Genomic DNA, 18213 nt, shown 5'->3' on the forward strand with positions numbered 1-18213 from the left:
CCGACCGATGCCTGGAGTTGGAGCAGGGTATGCCGCTGTCAGTTGCCGAACTGCTGGATATCTTCGACGCCTCGACGGACACCTTCACGTTGTCGGCCGACACCCTGGGGCTGGAGTTCGCACGGCCGATCTTCTCCGGGGCGCTCGACGGCGACCTCGTCGTCGCGACGCCCGAGTTCGCCCCGGAGGCGCTGGCCGTCACCGGCCTAGTCTCGGTGCCCGGCCTCGGGGACGCGCGTCCCGCCCGGGTCCGGTTCACCGCGGACACGGACAACAAGTCGCTGACCGGCGTGGCGTTACGCGTGGGGTGCGACGCGTGGGTCGTCGACGCTCCGTTCCTGGCGACCGACCTGAGCGTGCTCTCGGAGCTGGGCTTCACGGCCCTGGACGTGCTCCTGGAGGCGCTGCCGTCCCCCGCGGAGGGGGCCCCGACCGGCGTCGTCATCGATATCGCCGTCGGGTTCGCGCCGCCGGGCAGCGCGCACACCGGATGGCTGCGCGGCTCCGGCGGCGACCGGCACATCGGCCTGTACGGCGACCTCCCGGTCGACGGCCCAGCCGTCGACCTCGTTGATCTGGCCGATCTGCCCTTCCTGGAAGCCGACTTTGCCACCGGACTCGACGTTCCGGCCCCGCTGCGTGAGGTCCTGTCCGCGGTGACGCTGCGCAGCGTCGGCATCGAGGTGGACCTGGCCGCACGGCGTGTGGAGCGGGTCTGGTGTGCGCTGCGGATCGCACCGGCCGATCCCTGGGACGTGATACCCGGTTGGCTCGTCCTGGATCGGATCGACCCGTTCGTGTTGATCGCCGAGCGCCGCAGCGATCCCACCGGCACGTGGTCGGTGACCGCGGTGGTCAACGCCCGCTGCACGCTCGCCGGCCGGTACGTCCTGGAGGCGTCGGTGTCGCTGCCGCGCGGACGGTTGACCGCGTCGGTGTCCCGCCCCGGGGGCGCGGCCGATCTGATCGGCGGTGAACTGGAGGGTACGGGGATCGAGCCGTCGGTGGACCTTGCGTACCTGGCCGTGGACCTGGATCTTGCGACGAAGGCGTACAGCCTGGGGCTGGGCCTGGACACGCGGTGGGAGTTCGCCGACCACGTGGTGGTGACCGGCCTGGAACTCGTGCTGTCCGGGCAGGGCGGGGTGGCCGCCGGCGCGGAGTTGCGTGGGGTGGTCGACCTGGGCGGCGGGGCGAGCGCCGAGGTGGTCGGCCGTCGCGCCGACGGTGTGTGGAGTGTGGCGGGCGCGGCGTACGGACTCGACGCGGCGGTCCTGGCCGCCTGGTTCGAGGCGTCGTTCGATCAACGGCTTCCCGAGGCGGTGGCGGGCCTGGCCCTGTCGCAGGTCCGTCTGGACCTGGACTCGAGGCCCTCGGGGTCGGTCACGTGCGCCGGGACGCTGGCGCTGGGCGATTCCGGCGCGGGCGGCGCGTTCACCCTGCACGCCGGTATCAGCCCGACCGGGGCCTTGTTCACCGCCAGGCTCGATCTCGACGTGCTGCTGGAGGGCTCGCCGTATGCGATGCCCTTCGAGGTGGACCTGCAACAGGGGCCCGGTGCGACGCGGTTCCGTGCCTCGTGGGGCCCCAACGACCGGGCGGTGCCCCTGCTGCCGGTCCTGGAGGCACTGGGTCTGTCGGAGTTCGGGGACCTCGAGGACGCGCTTCCCGCCGCGTTGTCTCCCGGGTTGCGCGAGTTGGCGATCGAGTACGACGCGGGCGCGGGCCTGACCGTCGTGCGGGCCCGCAGCGACGCGGTGTCGATCGTGCTGGCGTCGGGCCTCGACGAGGGCGGGACGAGAGCGTGGGCGGCGTACGTGTCCGTCGCGGTGGCGGTCGGCCTGTCGCAGGTACCGCTGCTGCGCGGGACGATCCCGCCCGGCGCGGACCTGGGGTTGTCCGGCGCGGGCGTGGTGGTGTCCGCACGCCCGGTCTCGCGTGCGCTTTTGGACCGGTTCAACGCGGCCCTGCGCGACGGCGGCCCGATGCTGCCCGTCGTCGACGCCCGACAGGGGGGCCTGCCCGGCGGCGCGTGGCTGGCGCTGGAGTACACGGTGCCCGGGCAGGACCCGGCGCTGCTGACCTTCCCGATCGGCGAGCGCAAACCCCGGCCGCCGGGCCGGGACGGGGTCCTGGAGGGTGTGGTGCTCGCGCCGGGCGCCGGCCCCGCGCCGGCCGCGCCGGGGCGGGCGGGCAGCTGGGTGGACATCGGGCGGGCTTTCGGGCCGCTGCTGGTGCGCCGGGTGGGCCTGGACTATCGCGACGGCGTGGTGTGGCTCATGGTCGACGGCGCGCTGACCGCGGCCGGGTTCACGATGGCCGTCGACGGGTTGGCGGTCGGGGTGGACCTGGACGCCGAGGGCTTCCCCGCGCGGACGCGGCTGTCCGGCCTGGCCGTGGAGTTCGAGCGGCCACCGCTGCGGATCGCCGGCGCGCTGCTCGACCGGACACCGCCCGACGGCGACCTGTTCGTCGCGGGCACCCTGATCGTGCAGATGCCCAGGTTCGGGGTGACCGCGGTGGGCGCCTACCAGCGTCGCGGCGGGATGACGTCGTTGTTCGTGTTCGGCCGCGGCACCGGCGCACTCGGCGGGCCGCCGCCGTTCCGGGTCACCGGCGTCGCGGCCGGGTTCGGCTTCAACAGCGGACTGCGGGTTCCCGGGCCCACCGAGGTGGCGGATTTCCCGCTGGTGGGCGAGGTGGACGCGCACCCGCCGAGCGCGCCCCTGGAGATGCTCGACAGCCTGACCCGGGACTGGGTGAGGGCCCGCCAGGGCAGCCTGTGGCTGGCCGCGGGCCTGGACTTCACCTCGTTCGAGTTCATCAAGGGCCGCCTGCTGCTGATCCTGGAGGCCGGGAACGACCTGACCCTCGCCCTGGTCGGCACCGCCCGCGCCGCGTTCCCGCCCAAAGGTAGGGCGTTCGCCCAGGTACAACTGCAACTGCGGATCGTCTACAGCTCGGCGCGCGCCGAGTTCGCCGCCACCGCGATGCTCTACGACTCGTACGTGCTCGACCCCTCGTGTGTGCTCACCGGCGGGTTCGCGTTCCACATGTGGTTCGACGGGAGCGCCCACGCGGGCGACTTCGCGCTCACCGCGGGCGGCTACCACCCCGGTTTCACCGCGCCCGGGCACTACCCGCAGGTCCCCAGGCTGGGGTTCACGTGGTCGCTGGGCGCGGTGGACATCAGCGGGACGTCGTTCTTCGCGCTCACCCCCTCGGCGGTGATGGCCGGCGGCACCCTCGACGTCCGCTACTCGTCGGGGCCGTTGAAGGCGTGGTTGAGCGCCTACGCGCACCTGTTGATCAGTTGGAAGCCGTTCCACTTCGCGCTGGGCGTGGGCATCACGATCGGGGCCTCGCTCAAGGTCGTGTTCGTCACGCTCAAGGGCGAGTTGAGCGCGACGCTGAACCTGTGGGGGCCGCCGACCGGAGGCAGGGTGACCGCGAAGTTCGTGTTCGTCAAGGTCACCGTCACCTTCGGACCCGGCAACACCGGGGCGAAGGTGTTGACGTGGCCCGAGTTCACCGAGTTGTTGCCGCCCACCGACAAGGTGCTGCGCATCGGCGCCGCCGAGGGCATCCTGGCCGATTCCGAACCGCCTCCCGGGCGGGATGCGGCGGATCCCGACGGGCCGTGGCTGGTGGACGCGAGCGGGTTCACCTTCGTCGCCGAGACGTCGGTGCCCGCGTCCTCGGTCCGCTTCCAGAACCGGACCCCGGACGCGGGCACCGCCCTGGACATCCGGCCCATGCAGGAACGCGGGAAAACGAGTCCGTTCACCGTTCGCATCACCCGAAACACCGCGGCGCGCGGCGCCGCGCCCCGGTGGGAGCCCCTCGACAACGACGGTTCGTGGCAGGCGGACCCGATCCTGGGCGCGGTGCCGACCGCACTGTGGGGGCCGCCGAAGCCGAGCAAGGACGAGATCCTCGACCCCGATCGGCGTCTACTGTCGGGCCGGCGCACCGGCCTGCGGGTCACCGTGCCGCCGCCGGTGTCGACGGGCACCCCACTGGGGCCGATCCGGGAGGCCTCGCTCGCCTACGAGGACCTGCCCGACGCCGACGGGCCGTTGGACCCCGCCGACCCGCCCACCGGGGACCGGTCGCGCTCCGCGATCGGCACCGGCGCGGGCATCGTCGCCGACACGATCGCGACCCCGACCACCGTAAGCGCGCGCACCCGCCTGGCGGACGCGCTGGCGGGCCTGCTCGACCCGCTGCCGAACGCCCCGCTCGCCGACTTCGTCACGCGCGTACGCGCGTACGGTCTGCCCGCCGACCCGCTCTTGGTCGAACCCGCCGCCGCCGCAGCAGCAGCCGGCGGAGGCGGCGGCGGAGACGACGAGACGACGCAACCGCGCCCCCAAGGCTCGGCATGAGCGACGCCGACAAGGAGGAACACGCCATGGGCGCCACCGAAACCCCACCGGCCGCGCCCGCAGGCGAGGGGCCGGACGCCGCACCGCCCCGCGCGCGCAACCGCGACACCTCGTTCAGCCTCCACCTCGCCGACGACCTGATCCCCGCGGTGCAGGCCGGCAGCTACTGGATCACCGCGAGCCAGAGCATCGACGGCGTCGACACCGGCGGCTACCTCAAGGACGCCATCCGCGCGTTCGAGGTCCGCGCGCCGCAATTCGCCTTCCCGCCCGGTCTGGTCCACGCGGTCAACCCGGCTCCGGAATCGTCCGGTGACCTGGCCCTGACGCTGCCGCACGTCACCCTCGACAGCCGTCCGCTGCCGTGGCTGCGGGGCATCGACCCCGACGCCGTGGACACCGGCCCCGTCGAACCCCGTCCCCCGTGGCTGGCGCTGTTGGTGTTCGCAGCGAAGGAACTGCCCGCGGACCCGGCCGCGATCGGCGACGTGGAGAGAATGCGCGTGCGCGACCTCCTGTGGCCCGCCACCCCCGAACCGGGAGCCCTGGCACCCGACATCCTCGAGAAGCAGGTCCTGGGGAACCCCGACGACGAGTGCGCCACGATCCGGATCCCGGCGGCGGTGTTCGCGGCGGTGTGCCCGCGCGAGGACGAACTCCTCCACCTCGCCCACATCCGCACCGTCCGCGCCGACACCGCGCTGCGCGGCGAGGAACTCGCCGAGGGCGACTTCTCCGTGATCGTCGCCAACCGCCTGCCCAACGCCGCCGACGGCCGCCACGTCGTCCACCTGGTCTCCCTCGAAGGATGCCGCCAGGCACTCGCCGCACTCGCCGCCGGCACGCTCACGCAGGACGTGCGCCTGGTGTCGCTGCACCGCTGGTCCTTCGCATGCGTCCCCGCCGACGGAGCCGGCTTCGCACCACGCGTGCACGACCTGCTCTACGACGACGCCGACGGCGGGAAACCCCGAGACACCCTCCTGCGCCTGCCCGTCGCCACGTCATCCGCCACGGCGGACTCCGCCGAAGGGCGAGCACGCGAAAGGCTCCGCGAAGGCTGGACACCGCTGCCCCACCACGTGGCGTCCGGCGAACGCACCTACGCCTGGTACCGAGGCCCCTTCACCCCCGCCCCGGCGCAGCCCCTGCCCGCCGCGCCGCCCGACGGTTGGACGGACGCCGGGCAACTCCTGGGCTACGACCCCGCCTGGGGCGTGTACGACACCGACCGGGCGGCGGCCTGGACCCTGGGCCGCGCACTGGCACTGGCCGACGACGACTTCGCCGCCGGCCTGAGCGCCTGGCGCAGCCGCGCCCGCCACCGCAGCGCCGTCATCGCCCAACGCCTGGCCGCGGCCGGCCCCGACGCCGACGACGCGCAACTGGCGGCCCTGGCCCGCCGCCACGCCGGCGACCGGGCCCTGCGAGGCCTCGCCGCGGCAGGTGCGGCCGGGCGGCTGATCCAGGCATTGAACGATCCGCCCCGCGAACCCGTCGCACGCACCACCCGCACCGAACCCGCACCACCCGCGCGGGCCGTACACCGCGTCCTCGCCGAGGAGCGCGTACAGGCCGTGCTGCGCAAGGAACTGCGCTCCGCGCTCGATACCGACGCCGAGCCCGTCACGGCATGGTTCGAGCGGCTGCGGCTGCTCCACGACGTGCCGTTCGCGCACCTGGTGCCCGACGAGGCCATGTTGCCGCCCGAGTCGCTGCGCTTCTTCCACGTCGACCAGGGCTGGCTCACCGCCCTCCAAGCCGGCGCCGAGAGCCTGGGCGTCACCGGCACCACCGACATCCGACTCGCCGCCCTCGCCGCACCCTGGGCCGCACACACCCGCGACCCCGACCACCCCCTCCCGCGCGCGGGACTGCTCATCCGCTCCGCGTTGACCCGCGAATGCCCCGAACTGATCGTGCGCGCCTGGCACGGCGACAAGAGCGCCCGACTGCTGCGCCGCAGCGTCCTGGAACACGACGTGCTGCTCGTGCTCTTCGATCTGGTGCCCGACGCGGTCGAGTTGTCCGAGCCGCCCGAGGGACTGTCCTTCGGCATCGATCCGCACCCCGAGTCCGGCGTACCCGTCCTCAATCTCCGCGGTCTCGGCGACGGCGGCGTCCCGATCGGGACGACCCTCAAGAACGCCTACTTCCCCGCAGATCCCGGAGAGGCCGGCATCGGCGCCCACCTGCGCCCCGACGCATCCGGACGACGCGTTCTGGATCTGCGACCGGACCGCGCCGACGGCCTGGTCCGGTCGCTGGACGCGCGGCTGACGCAGGTCGGGCAGACCCGACCCCTGTCGCCCGCGGGGCTGGCCCTGCAACTGGTCAACGCGCCGTTTCGGCAGATGATCCTGACCGACCTGCCCTCGGGGGGAAGCCCGTCATGACCGCACCCGGCCCACTGTTCGTCCCGATCACCCTCGACGCCCTGGCCGTCAACGACCAGGTACGCGTCGGCGAGAACTTCCAGCGCTGGCAGGCCAACTACGCCCTGACCCGGTTGCGCCTGTCGCCCGAACCACCGCCGTTCGGGAACATCGACACCGACTTCGCGATCGCTCCCGACCGCGGCGGCGTCTACCTGCAATGGCAGTTGCCGCAGGCGCTCACCGACGGCACCCAGGAACACCCCGACGCCGACGTCGCGTTCCCGCTCGTGCCCAACCGGTGGCTCGTCGTGCGCACCCACGGGGTGCCGGGCGACGAGGCCCGGACGCAGACCGCGTGGCTCGTCGAGAGCGATCACTTGGACCCCGTTACCGGGACCAGCTCCTACGCCACGTCGAACGCGACGATCACCCGGATCGGCCGCCGGATCGCCCTCGACCGCCCGTGGGCCGAACCGGGGCCGCCCGACGGTGGCCTGTTCCTGACGGCGGTGGGGCCCGGGGTGCCGACGTTCGCGGTGTACCAGCCGTACAACGAGAACGTGTTCTCCATCCACGACACGATGGAAGGACTCGACCCCGCCCGGGAATGGACGGTCGGCTACCTCGTCGCGGGCTGGTACAGCGACACCGCCTCCGACCCGATCACCGCAGCGGGCACCGGACTCGGGTCCCTGCTGACCGACTTCGAGTGGTCCCTCACCCCCGATCCCGACGCCGAGCCCGACGCTCCCGAGCCCGCCTCGCGCGGGATCTTCCACGGCACCGTCCTGGACCTGCGCTGGCACCGGACCGGCCCCCTGCCGGAGTCGCCCCGCCCCGACCTGGTGGCGGTGGCGGTCGGCCACAACAGCGCGCACGCCTCCACCGTGCCGCTGGAGGATGCCGAGCCCGAGGACGCGCCGGGCCTGGCCGCGCTGCTGAGCGCCTGCCAACGCGGCCTGCTGGAGGCGGCCGACGAACCCGACGGCGCGTTCGTCGCGGCCCGCGCGATCTTCACCTCCTGGTTCACGCCCACCCCCTCGGGCCACACCTGGACCCTGGAGATCGCCCCGGACGCCCCCGACCAGCCCGAGCCCGTTCGCCGCCGGGCCCGCCGTGCCCTCGTCGACGTGTTGGCCACGCTCAACGCCGACCAGACCGCGTACGACGAGGCGGAGCGCGACCTCGCCGCCGCGCAGCGCCGGGTGTACGACCTGTGGTGGGCCCAAGAGCTGCCTATGGCCCCCGAGTTCGACCCCCCCAACGAGCCGCCGCCCGAAGGCACCTACCGCAATGAGGTGGGCATTCGGCTGCACGCGGCCGAACAGGATGCCGCGCGCTGCGAGCAGGCGCGCGACCAGGCGCGCTCCCGCATCCCGTGGGGCCGCACCCAGGCCGAGCTCGCGCAGTCCGTCGCCGAGTACTCCGCTGCTCTTCCGGACGGGTTCGTGCTCAAGCGGAACGTGTTGCCCGACCTGTACCGGCCGGCGGAGCCTCTCGTGCTGCTTCGTTGTACCGAGGAGGATCAGCAGGCGCGGCTCGCCGCCGATCAGGGCCTGTTGTGCAGGCGACCGGCGGAGCTGGTGCGCGGGGTGTACCTGGACGCGGCCCGCACCGACCTCGTCACCGCCCCCACGAACACGATCCCGAGACCTTCGAACCTGCCCGCGACACCGGTCGAACTTCCCCTCCTGTTGGCCGAGTTCTTCCACCTGGACCCTGCCAACGCCGCGGCCCTGGCCGCGGCGGCGGGACGCCCCGGCACGGACGTGGCCGGCTTGCGCGCGGCGATGGCCGACCCCGCCGCGCGCGCCGACGGCGTACCCCCCGCGCTGGGCGCGGCGCCCTGGCGGCAGGCGTGGTCGCCGCTCTTCTTCCAGTGGGAAGTCGACTACTACCCGATCACCTACGCCGACGACGAAGGCGTCGGGAATCCCGAGCGGGCGAACTGGACGTTCGACGGCGACCACTACCGCTGGACGGGCCGCGGCGCCGACCACGAGCCCCTGACCCTGCGCGGCCGGCAGTTCCTGACGCCCACCCCCGCGCAGGCGCTGGCCGACGGCCTGCGGCACGCCGCGGACGACCGGGACGGCGAATACGCCGATCTGCTGCGTGCGTTGGCCGCGCAGGCGGCCGAGGCCGATCTGATCTCGCAGACCCTGGACGGTTTCAACGATCAGCTCCTCGCCCGCAGCAGCAACGCGGCCGTACACCTGGGCAGCGGTTCACGGGTGCGCGACAACGCGCTCGGTACTCAGGTCGCGCGGGGTGCGCCGCCGGATCCGGGGCCGTTGCCGAGCCCGTTCGCATGGGCCGCCTCCCGGTTCCAGCAGGTGCGGTCGGGGCAGTTCGCGTTCACCCGCCTCAACGTCGTGGACCGGTTCGGGCGCGCCCTGCCGGTGGTGATCCCGGACGAGATCGACCTGCGCGACGGCATCGGTCAAGGCACCCCCGCCCACGCGTTCCGCCCCGGCCTGCCCGACGACCTGAGCCCGGGCGTCGACGAGGACGGCGAACCGGTCACGGTCGTCGACCACGACCGGGGCCGCTTCGTGGAGACCAAACCCCGCCTGCCGCAACCCGCCCGCACCCGGCTGAACCTGCTCTCCGCCACCGACGACACACACGTCCTGGACGAGGAGGCCGCAGCCGGGGCGATCTGCGCCTGGCTCGTGCCCAACCACCTCGACCAAGCCGTGCTCTGCTACGCGCCGGACGGGAGCGCGCTGGGTTCGGTCGCGATGAGCGTCATGCCCGACGGGAGCACGGCGGCGCGCTGGCAGCCGCTCCCGGACTCGACCTACCCCACCGCGGGCGACCTCGAGGACGACCACGCGCACCTGCACCACCTGGTCACCGGTCTCCTCGCCCTGGACCGCGCGACGCTGCGCAGTCTCCTGCGCGGCATCGACCGCGCGCTGACCACGATCGCGCCGACCGGAGACCAGGACCCGCCCACCACGGTGGGCCGCCTCCTGGGGCGTCCGCTCGCCCTGGTACGCGCACGAGTGCGCATCGACCTGGACGGGCCGCCGTACCGCGACCCGTCGTGGAAGCATCTGCTGGACCCACCCAACCCCGAATACCCGCGCTACCGGTGGCCTGTGCGCCTGGGGGAGCGCGACGAACTCGGCGACGGCCTCGTCGGCTACTACCAGGAACGCGACTACACGCGCCTGCACATCGTCCTCGACGAGGACGACCTCGCCGACCTGGAGGACGAGCCCGACTACCTGCGCCCGATCGCCGCCGGCCACGGCCTCGCGGTGCCGGCGCGCCCGTCGCGCGACCACGACGCGACCAGCGCGGCGCACGTGACGCTGCTGCTCGACCCCTACGGCACCGTGCACGCCACCACCGGCATCCTCCCCACCGCGCAACTGCGCGTCGCGGGGCGGGCGTTCGAGGAATCCCTCGGCGCGATCTCCGCCGGATTCCGCTTCGATCCGATGTTCACCGTCGACGCCCCCGAGGACGGCGCGCTGGTCCTGCCGCGCCCCGCCGACCGGCACGGCACCTGGACGTGGGCCCAGCCCGAGCCCGCCGGCGCCTGGAGCCGGCACCCCACCCACCCGGCCGACGCGGCCCCGGCCCTGCCGTTCGCCCGGCCGGTCCTGCGCACCGGGTATCTCCAACTCCACCCGTCCGACGAAGGGTGAACGCCATGACCGAGGACTTCCCGGAGTACCCGCCCTACTCGATCGTCTCGGGTGCCCTGGACCACGCGTTGCTCACGAACCCGTTCCCGCTCCAGGCGAGCCCGCCGACCGGGGGCCCGACGTCCGCACGCCTGGGTTTGGTGGTCTCGGCCCCGCCGGGCGACCCGGTCCGCTGCTCGAAACTCGTCGTCGAGATCCCGATCGGCACCAGCGCCACGTCCCTGGTGGACACCGCCACCGGAATCACCGCCACACCACCCGCCGGATGGCAGCAGGCGATCGCCTCCACCCCGAGCACCGCCACGGTCACCTTCACCCCGCCCGGAGGCGAGTTCGAGTTCGACCAGGACGGAGCCGAACTCGCCGTCGAGGGCCTGCGCGTCAACACGACCCCCGGCAACGCGAAGATCAGGATCGTGGAGCACGTCGTCGGCCAGACGCCGACCACACTCGACTGCGACATCACCAAGGGGCCCTACCGGCCGCCGATCCCGGCCGGGTCCCCCAACCGCCTCTCCGCCAGGCGCTGGGCGGGCACCGGCAGCGTCAGCCCCACCCCCGCGACACAGGTGGCGGCGGGCCAAAAGGTCACCCTGACCTGGCAACACCGCACCGGCGTCGAACGCCGGTTGTTCACCCAGCCGCTGAACGCCGCCGTCGCCGACCCCGGACGCGACGTCTCCCTGGACACCCGCTTCGACTCCGCGCCCCTGGTACGCCCGACGACCTTCACCCTGCGCACCAAGGTCACCGCCACCGGCGAGGTCATGTACGACACCGTCACCGTCACCGTCGACTCCCCCACGTTCGCGGGACTGCGCCTGAAGGGACCACTCGCCGGACCGCGCGACGGGAGCGCGGTGGTGTTCCCGGACGCGGTGACGGTGAACAAGGGCCTGGCCGTCCAGGGCACGGTGACCGCACGAGCGGGCCTGACGGCCCTGGGCACGTTCGAGGCCAAACAGGAACTGGCCGCAACCGCAGGGATCACCGTCACCGGATCGGCCGAAGCCGGCGGGAGCTCGACGGTGCCGGGCGGCCAGGTCACGGTTGCCGCAGGCACCACCACCACGAACCTGACCGCAAAAGGCACCGTGAAGCTCCTCACCACCGTCGCGCGGTGGAGGAATCTCTCCGCTGCCCTTCCCGACACCGACGTTCTTCTCCTGGGCTACGTGGTGGAGGGAATCGGGATGCCGAACCTCGGCCGCGTCGACGCGACCGTCGCGGACCGCATCGTCAGGACCAAGGCCAAGACCCGAAGCCACGAGGCCGACGCGATCTTCCTGCCGATCCGGGCCGGGGAAAGACTCACCCACGACAGCGCGACCTCCGGCGACTACGTGTTCTTCGCCGTGGCCGTCCTCGGCAGGCCCGTCTCCTCCTGACGCTCCGGAAGGCACCGCGATGACCCTTGCCCCGTCGGCCGCGCGCCCCCCGCAGGCGGCCACCGAACCGCTCCTCGACCACGCCGTACGCACCAACCCGGAGCGCCTGCTCGCCGACCTGTCGCAGCCGTCGAACGCCGACCTCGCGGTGACCGTCTCCAACGGCGGCCACGTCGCCGTGCGTTGCACGTCCATCGTGATCGAACTCCCGGTCGGCACCCGCCCCCGCGACCTCGCCGCCACCGGCGCGGGCATCACGGCCACGACCACGACCCCGGGGTGGGCCCTGACCAACGAGGACACCAGCCCCACCCGGGCCCGCTTCGAGTTCACGCCGACCGCGGGCGAAGCGGTGATCACAACCGACCCCGTGTCGTTCAAACTCACCCGCATACCCGTCAACAGCGCCGTCGGCGTCGCCTACCCCCGCGTCGTCGAAACCTCCGCTACCGGCCAGAACACCCCCGAACCCCGGGAAAGGTACGTGCGCCTGCCCAAGTTCCCCACCGGCACCACCACCTCCTTCCCCGTCGGCACCAACCTGCGCGTGTACGCGGGACAGGAGCCCATCGACGGCCGCCCGCCCGCGGTACGCGTGCCGCACGGCAGCCGCGTCACCGTCGCATGGAACCCCCTGCAGGGCGTCACGCGGCACCTGCACTGGACGGACCACGAGACCGGCACGCCCGTCCCGATCGACCCGAACGATCCCGGGCATGCCCAGATGGTGTGCGGCCCGCTGTACCGCGAGACGACGTTCACCCTGCAGACCGTCTCCCAGATCGGCGGCCAACCCGTCAACCGCCACGACACGTTCACCCTCCAGGTCGACGCGCCCGAATACCCACGCGTGACCTTGCCCAACGGAACCCTGGGCGACGTGGACTCGGCCGGCCTCAGAATCACCGCACCCGTGAAGACCGCCAAGCTCCTCACCGTCAAGGAACCCATGCGCGGCACCAACACGGCCCAGATCGGCCCCACCCTGACGGCCCCGACGATCAAGGCGGCCACCACCCGATACAGCGGCACACTCGCGGTGGCCGCGACGTTCAAGGCGAACAACCTCACCGCCGGCACGGTGACCACCAAAGGCCTGGCCGCCACCGGACGCGTCAACATCCTCAACCCCACCCACACTCTCCTGGGCGCCTCCGGTCAACGAACGTTCACCACGGACGGCCTCATCCTCGCCAACGGCCACGACCACCCGGACCTCGAACTGTGGGTGACCACCCCCACCCACACGTTCAAGAACAACTCGTGGCACGGCTACGGGACATTCATCGCGCCCGTCAAGGCCGGACAAACCGTCACCTGGGGCGGTAGCGGCACCGGCTACACCTTCCACTGGTACCCATTCGGCCTCTGAACCCCGCCGCCCACCCCCACACCCCCGCAGCGAGGAAGACGCCATGACGACCACACCACCCGCACCGCTGCTCACCTACGGCATCGAGACCACCCCGCACCCGCTGATCCCCAGCCCACAGACCGGCGAACCACACCTGGCCCGGCTGCGCCTGGTGATCTCCAACCCGACGCGCGAGCCCGTCCGGTGCGACCGGATCACCCTCGTGCTGCCCGTGGGCACCATCGCCGCCGACCTCGCCGCGACCGGCGTCGGCATCGTCGCCACCGCCACCCCGCACACGTGGTCGGTGGTCGCGATCCAGGAGGACGTCCTGATCGCCCTGCCTCAAAACGGCACCGCCGAATTCCCCGCATCCGAGCACTCCCAAGAGGACCAGCCCACCCCGAGCCTGGCCATCGAACTCACCGGCGTCAAAGTCGCCCGCAAAGCGGGCACCGCCCGCCTACGCATCGTCGAGAGCAGCAGTTCCCGCCCCCAGGAACCCGTGACCGACCGTGTCCTCCTCCGGGAGATCACCAAGGTCGACCTCCGCCGGCGGCGAGACTCGGGCTCCGCCGGGACCGACCCGACATCCGCAGCCGACACGAGGGCCGATCCCGGCGACGGAGAGGTCACCAGCACGGCGAATCTCGCAGCACGCCTGGGAACCGTGAGCAACCCCGACCCGAAACCGGCGACCCTCGTCCCCGAATCCACCCCCGTCATCCTCACCTGGGAGGGCCCGCCCGGCCGGCACACCCTCTACTCCACACCCGACCCGAACGGGATCGCCGTCACCTTTCCCCACGCCACCTTCCCCCTCCTGCGCGACGAGACGTTCGTCGTCAAGACCAGCGCCGACGGCCTGGACCGCTACGACAGCCTCACCGTCGCCGTCAGCACCCCCCTCCTGGACGGCGGCATGCGCGCCGGCTCCGTGGTCGGCGCCCCCGCGCTGACCCTGGACGCGAGCTCGGTGACCTGCACCCGGACCCTGGAGGCGACAGCCCTGATCCAAACCGAGAAGACATGCACTTTCGACCTCGCCGTCACCGCCGCCGACGTCCGCACCACGACACTGACCTCCACCGGAGCCGTCACGGCGACCGGACCGAACCCCGTACTCGCCGCCGACAAACTGCTGGTCACCGGCACCCTCCAAAGCGACGCCACCCTCGACGCGACGAGCGGCAAAGTACAGCTCCTGGGAACGCCGATCGTGACCACCAACACCAACAAGGTCGGCGCCACCGCCCCGACCGACGGATTCCTCAGCGGCGCCGGCGGTGGCGTGAAGATCAAACTGGACTCCAAAGGCGCCAAGGCGTATGACGCCGGCATCGACATCGGCGGCGGCAGCGCGGGCCTTCCCGTACACGGCGGCGACCGATACGACGGGGAAGTCGTACACCCCCAGAACGGCACCGCACAATTCGTCTTCTATCCGTTGGGCAACGTCTGATCCCACCCTCCCGAACCCGCGCCTGCCCGACACGCTCACCGCGTCGGCACCGGTCAAAGCCGAGAAGACGTGCACCGTCGACCTCGAGGCGACCGCCATCGACACCGACCCTCACCACGCCCCGGCCCGATCACCGGTACCGACCCCAGGATTACCGCCGCCCAACTGACGGCTTCCGGCAAACTGCAAAGCAGCCGGACCCTCGACGCACACCCGGGGACGCGTACGGATCCTGGGCACACCACTCGTCTACGACACCAACGTCGACGAGACCGCCGGCACCGACGGACTCCTCGTCGGCTGCTGCGAGAGCGGGAACGTCAACCTCGACGCCGCCAACGCCCGCGGGTACGACGCGTTCAACAGGCCGACCGCAGCCCTGCCCCATCCACCGCAACAACCGCTGTCGAGGCAGGACCGACGCGTCGTTCGGCAAGAGGCAGTTCGTCTTCCATCCCTTCGGGAACACCTGAGCCCCATCGACGACGTGACGCCCGAGACGGTGGGGCGACCGGCCCGTCCGGTTCCCGAAACCGTCAGGGACTCGGGACTTCGCCGTGCCCCGTCCAGACAGCGGGAGGCCGTGGGACCCGCTGAAACCCCGCGAGGAACTTCCGCGGGCCGTCACCGACGACGCCGGCGATCTCGAGATTCGGGACGCGGGCCGTTTCGAACCACTCGTCCGGCAATAACACATGCGTCACTTTCACAGCGTCATCAATGAGCATCGTCCAACCTGAAGTTGCTGGTCACGGGGCTGGTGTGGGGTGGGGTTGGGGTGCTCGGGCTGGTCGGGGGCGTGATCGGTAGCAGGTGATCATCTGTCGTGTGCCCCGTTCGCCGCAATCGTGGTGTCGGGCGGCGGGTGCCTCGTACGATCCGGGTCAAGTCGGCGTGGCGAGGGGCGCGTTGTGGCGGATGTGCTGGTGTGGGTGATGGAGCGGCGGGTGGTGCTCGCCGACCGTGCCGAGCGGTTGCGCAAGGAACTCGCCGGGATCGAGGCCGAGCTGGCCCGGCTGGGGCCGCGGAGGTGGTGATCGGCCAGTTCATCGAGGCCGAGCAGAGCGGACAGGTCGATGACCCGGCCTGGGCGGATGAGTTCGAGCGGGTCGCCGCCGCACCGGGGGCGGGTGGCATGCTCCTGGTCCCGCACCGCGAGGAGGGCATGGACGCGGGCGTGCTGCCCGCGGACTACCAGGCGGTGGGTGGTGCGGGTGGTGGTGGGGGCGGCGGAACCGGTCCCGGCCAAGGATGTGTGCGCGGCGCTCGGCACCGGTGTGCTGCCCGGGAAGGTCGAGGCGATGCGCGGCAAGCTCAAGCGGCTGGCCGCGCGGGGCTGGCTGCACCAGACCCCGGCCGGGCGGTTCGCCGCGCGCTGAGCTCGCGCGCCGGTCTGCGGGACGGCTGGTTCCGGGCGTAACGCGGGGGCCCCCGACGGGAGTTGGGGATTCCATGCGACGAAACACCCGGCCCGCCGAGGGCCCTGACGGATTTGTCTACCAGTGCCGGCTGCCGCTGTCGAGCACTACGGTCGGCATGGTCGCCGACCTGATCCGCGGCCGGCTGAAACGGATCGGCTCGCGGTGGCGGAAGCTGCCGCCCGGCCGGATCGCGGTGATCGTGCTCGCGGTGCTGCGGCACGACCAGCGGCTTTGCGACATGGCCGGCGGCAACGAGGTGTCCGCGTCCACGGTGCGCCGGTGGCTGCTGGAAGTGATCGAACTGCTCGCGGCCCGCGCTCCGCGCCTGGATCGCGCGCTGAAGAAGATCACCCGATCGGGTGGCGAAGTCGTGCTGCTGGACGGCACCTTGGTCCGCACCCGCCGACGCACCGGGGATCAGAACCGGCCGAACTACTCGGGCAAGCACAAGGCCCACGGCCTGCTGTTCCTCGCGCTCACCGACGGGAGAGGCAATCTGGTCTGGATCTCGGCGGCGAAGCCGGGGCGGTCCAGCGAGATCACCACCGCCCGTCACGACAAGATCACCGCCCGCCTTCGGGAGGCGGGGCTCGGGGCCCTGGCCGACCTCGGCTTCGTCGGCCTGGACGACAACCCCGAGGACCCGGTGGTCGTCACCGGCCGCAGGGCGACGCGCGGACACCCGCTCACTGACCCCCACAAGCAGGCGAACCGGCTGGTCAACCGCGAACGGGCGGCCGTCGAACACGGCTTCGCGGACCTGAAGAACTGGCGCATCCTCACCAAGGTCCGCATGAACGCCGCACACGCCACCACGCTGCTGCGGGCACTCATGGTCCTGACGAACGCCGAGGTCGCCCGCTGACAGATGATCACCTGCTACCGATCACGCCCCCGACCAGCCCGAGCACCCCAACCCCGCCCCACCAGCCCCGTGACCAGCAACTTCAGGTTGGACGATGCTCAATGGACGTTGGGCGGGGGGTGCCGCGGACGGTGTGGACGGGCAGGGAGATGTCGTTCAGGAGGCCTCGGTCGCGCGCGAGGCCGAACACGCGCTCCACGACGCCGAGGGTGGCTCATCTGCGCTGTGCGCGTAGCGGTCTGTGAGGTCGCGCATTTCTGTGATGCGCTCCTTCACCTGTGTGGGCTCGGAGGAGTGGTCGTTCGTCCAGCTTTCCCAGAGGCCACCGGGTTCGAGGAAGGCTTCGGCGTGGTTGCTTCCGAGGGCGTCGTCGAGGTGGAGGAGCGCTCCGAGCGCCCAGGGTTGGTCGTAGCGGCATTCGGGCCGTCGGAGGTAGTGGTCCAGGTATGCCGTCAGCACTTCGGCGTCTTCCCGGGTTCCGAGCATGGCGAGTGCGATGCAGTAGCTCTGGCAGGCATACGTGTACTCGCTGGCCATGAGGAGAGTGCCGAGGCGTTCGCGGAATTGCTCGCGGCGGCCGGAGCCGATCAGCCAGCCCGCGGCGATGCGCGGGCGCCAGTTCGGTTCTTGGAGGAGGAACTCCAGTTCGGCGTCGGTGACCTGCCGCGCGTCGCGGCCGAGCTCGTGGACGAACGTGGCGCGTTCCTCGGCCGCCAGGCGAACGAAATTGCCGCCGAGCAGTTTCAGATAGCGGCCGCGCCTGGCGCCGCCGATCACGTAGCGGCGGATGATCTCGGTGCCGGGGTCGGGAAGCGGCGGCTGAAGGCTCATGGCCGCATCATGGCCGGGTACTCACGTCGGGTCGAGGCGGTTTCCCCCGTCACGACCGTGCGCGCTGGCCGACGGTGCTCGGTGGCGGCGTTCCGGTTCGCGTACGGCGGAAGCACCGGCTGCTATCCGGCGCTTCCGAGGCTGGTGTGGCCGTAGCGGGTGTTCCCTGGCAAGTTCTTGTGTTCGGTGCTCCCGAGCGCCATCCCTCATGTAGTTCGGTCATTTCGGCGCGGTCCCGCAGGGGCTCGGGATCCGAGCTGACCTTCGCGCCGAGGTATCCGTCGGACTTCGCGGGGGTCGCCTCGCCACGCAGCGGCCCGAGCAGCGCCACCATCCGTACGCGCCGAAGGTCCGCCCCTGGGAATTCGGGGGCGGACCTTCCTGCCCTGGAGTCCCGGACCCCCTACTCCAGGGTGCGGCCGGTCCTCGGTGGTCAGCGTGGTCGGTTGCCCGATCCCGCCGCG

10 protein-coding genes are annotated in these 18213 nt (G+C 72.0%); 9 read left to right on the forward strand and 1 reads right to left on the reverse strand.

Features of this window, described 5'->3' with window-relative positions; genetic code table 11:
- The first annotated feature begins 29 nt into the window (after window positions 1–29).
- The 9 genes from ACMXN5_RS31005 to ACMXN5_RS31045 all read left to right on the forward strand — a co-directional run bounded on the left by ACMXN5_RS31005 (window position 30) and on the right by ACMXN5_RS31045 (window position 16918).
- Window positions 30–4388, forward strand: a complete 4359-nt coding sequence (locus ACMXN5_RS31005; RefSeq protein ID WP_439678217.1) for a DUF6603 domain-containing protein — start codon at window positions 30–32, stop codon at window positions 4386–4388.
- Complete coding sequence (locus ACMXN5_RS31010) at window positions 4385–6784, forward strand: hypothetical protein (RefSeq protein WP_439678218.1); 2400 nt, start codon at window positions 4385–4387, stop codon at window positions 6782–6784. The genes ACMXN5_RS31005 and ACMXN5_RS31010 overlap by 4 nt, the downstream gene beginning before the upstream one ends.
- Complete coding sequence (locus tag ACMXN5_RS31015; RefSeq protein WP_439678219.1) at window positions 6781–10428, forward strand: hypothetical protein; 3648 nt, start codon at window positions 6781–6783, stop codon at window positions 10426–10428. The genes ACMXN5_RS31010 and ACMXN5_RS31015 overlap by 4 nt, the downstream gene beginning before the upstream one ends.
- Window positions 10429–10433: 5 nt before the next feature.
- Window positions 10434–11816, forward strand: a complete 1383-nt coding sequence (locus ACMXN5_RS31020; protein ID WP_439678220.1) for a hypothetical protein — start codon at window positions 10434–10436, stop codon at window positions 11814–11816.
- A 19-nt stretch (window positions 11817–11835) separates the two neighbouring features.
- Window positions 11836–13188 (forward strand): hypothetical protein, encoded by a 1353-nt coding sequence (locus ACMXN5_RS31025; protein ID WP_439678221.1) that lies wholly within the window; start codon window positions 11836–11838, stop codon window positions 13186–13188.
- 43 nt (window positions 13189–13231) lie between these two features.
- Window positions 13232–14632 (forward strand): hypothetical protein, encoded by a 1401-nt coding sequence (locus tag ACMXN5_RS31030; protein ID WP_439678222.1) that lies wholly within the window; start codon window positions 13232–13234, stop codon window positions 14630–14632.
- Between the two features lie 911 nt (window positions 14633–15543).
- On the forward strand, window positions 15544–15669 hold the full coding sequence (locus tag ACMXN5_RS31035; RefSeq protein ID WP_439678223.1) for a hypothetical protein: 126 nt from the start codon (window positions 15544–15546) through the stop codon (window positions 15667–15669).
- 168 nt (window positions 15670–15837) lie between these two features.
- Window positions 15838–16011, forward strand: coding sequence for a hypothetical protein (locus tag ACMXN5_RS31040; protein ID WP_439678224.1), 174 nt, complete (start codon window positions 15838–15840; stop codon window positions 16009–16011).
- 73 nt (window positions 16012–16084) lie between these two features.
- Window positions 16085–16918, forward strand: a complete 834-nt coding sequence (locus tag ACMXN5_RS31045; RefSeq protein ID WP_439678225.1) for a transposase family protein — start codon at window positions 16085–16087, stop codon at window positions 16916–16918.
- A gap of 156 nt (window positions 16919–17074) precedes the next feature.
- On the opposite strand, the gene ACMXN5_RS31050 is transcribed toward ACMXN5_RS31045, so the two are convergent.
- Window positions 17075–17749, reverse strand: a complete 675-nt coding sequence (locus tag ACMXN5_RS31050; RefSeq protein ID WP_439678226.1) for a DUF6000 family protein — start codon at window positions 17747–17749, stop codon at window positions 17075–17077.
- Between the last annotated feature and the right edge of the window lie 464 nt (window positions 17750–18213).

This window comes from Embleya australiensis (assembly GCF_051903075.1).
GTDB lineage: Bacteria > Actinomycetota > Actinomycetes > Streptomycetales > Streptomycetaceae > Embleya.

Coding starts and splice junctions, on each gene's coding strand:
- ACMXN5_RS31015 (WP_439678219.1), top strand. CDS start 6,781: ATGACCGCACCCGGCCCACTGTTCGTCCCGATCACCCTCGACGCCCTG.
- ACMXN5_RS31030 (WP_439678222.1), top strand. CDS start 13,232: ATGACGACCACACCACCCGCACCGCTGCTCACCTACGGCATCGAGACC.
- ACMXN5_RS31020 (WP_439678220.1), top strand. CDS start 10,434: ATGACCGAGGACTTCCCGGAGTACCCGCCCTACTCGATCGTCTCGGGT.
- ACMXN5_RS31010 (WP_439678218.1), top strand. CDS start 4,385: ATGAGCGACGCCGACAAGGAGGAACACGCCATGGGCGCCACCGAAACC.
- ACMXN5_RS31025 (WP_439678221.1), top strand. CDS start 11,836: ATGACCCTTGCCCCGTCGGCCGCGCGCCCCCCGCAGGCGGCCACCGAA.
- ACMXN5_RS31050 (WP_439678226.1), bottom strand. CDS start 17,749: ATGAGCCTTCAGCCGCCGCTTCCCGACCCCGGCACCGAGATCATCCGC.
- ACMXN5_RS31045 (WP_439678225.1), top strand. CDS start 16,085: ATGCGACGAAACACCCGGCCCGCCGAGGGCCCTGACGGATTTGTCTAC.
- ACMXN5_RS31005 (WP_439678217.1), top strand. CDS start 30: ATGCCGCTGTCAGTTGCCGAACTGCTGGATATCTTCGACGCCTCGACG.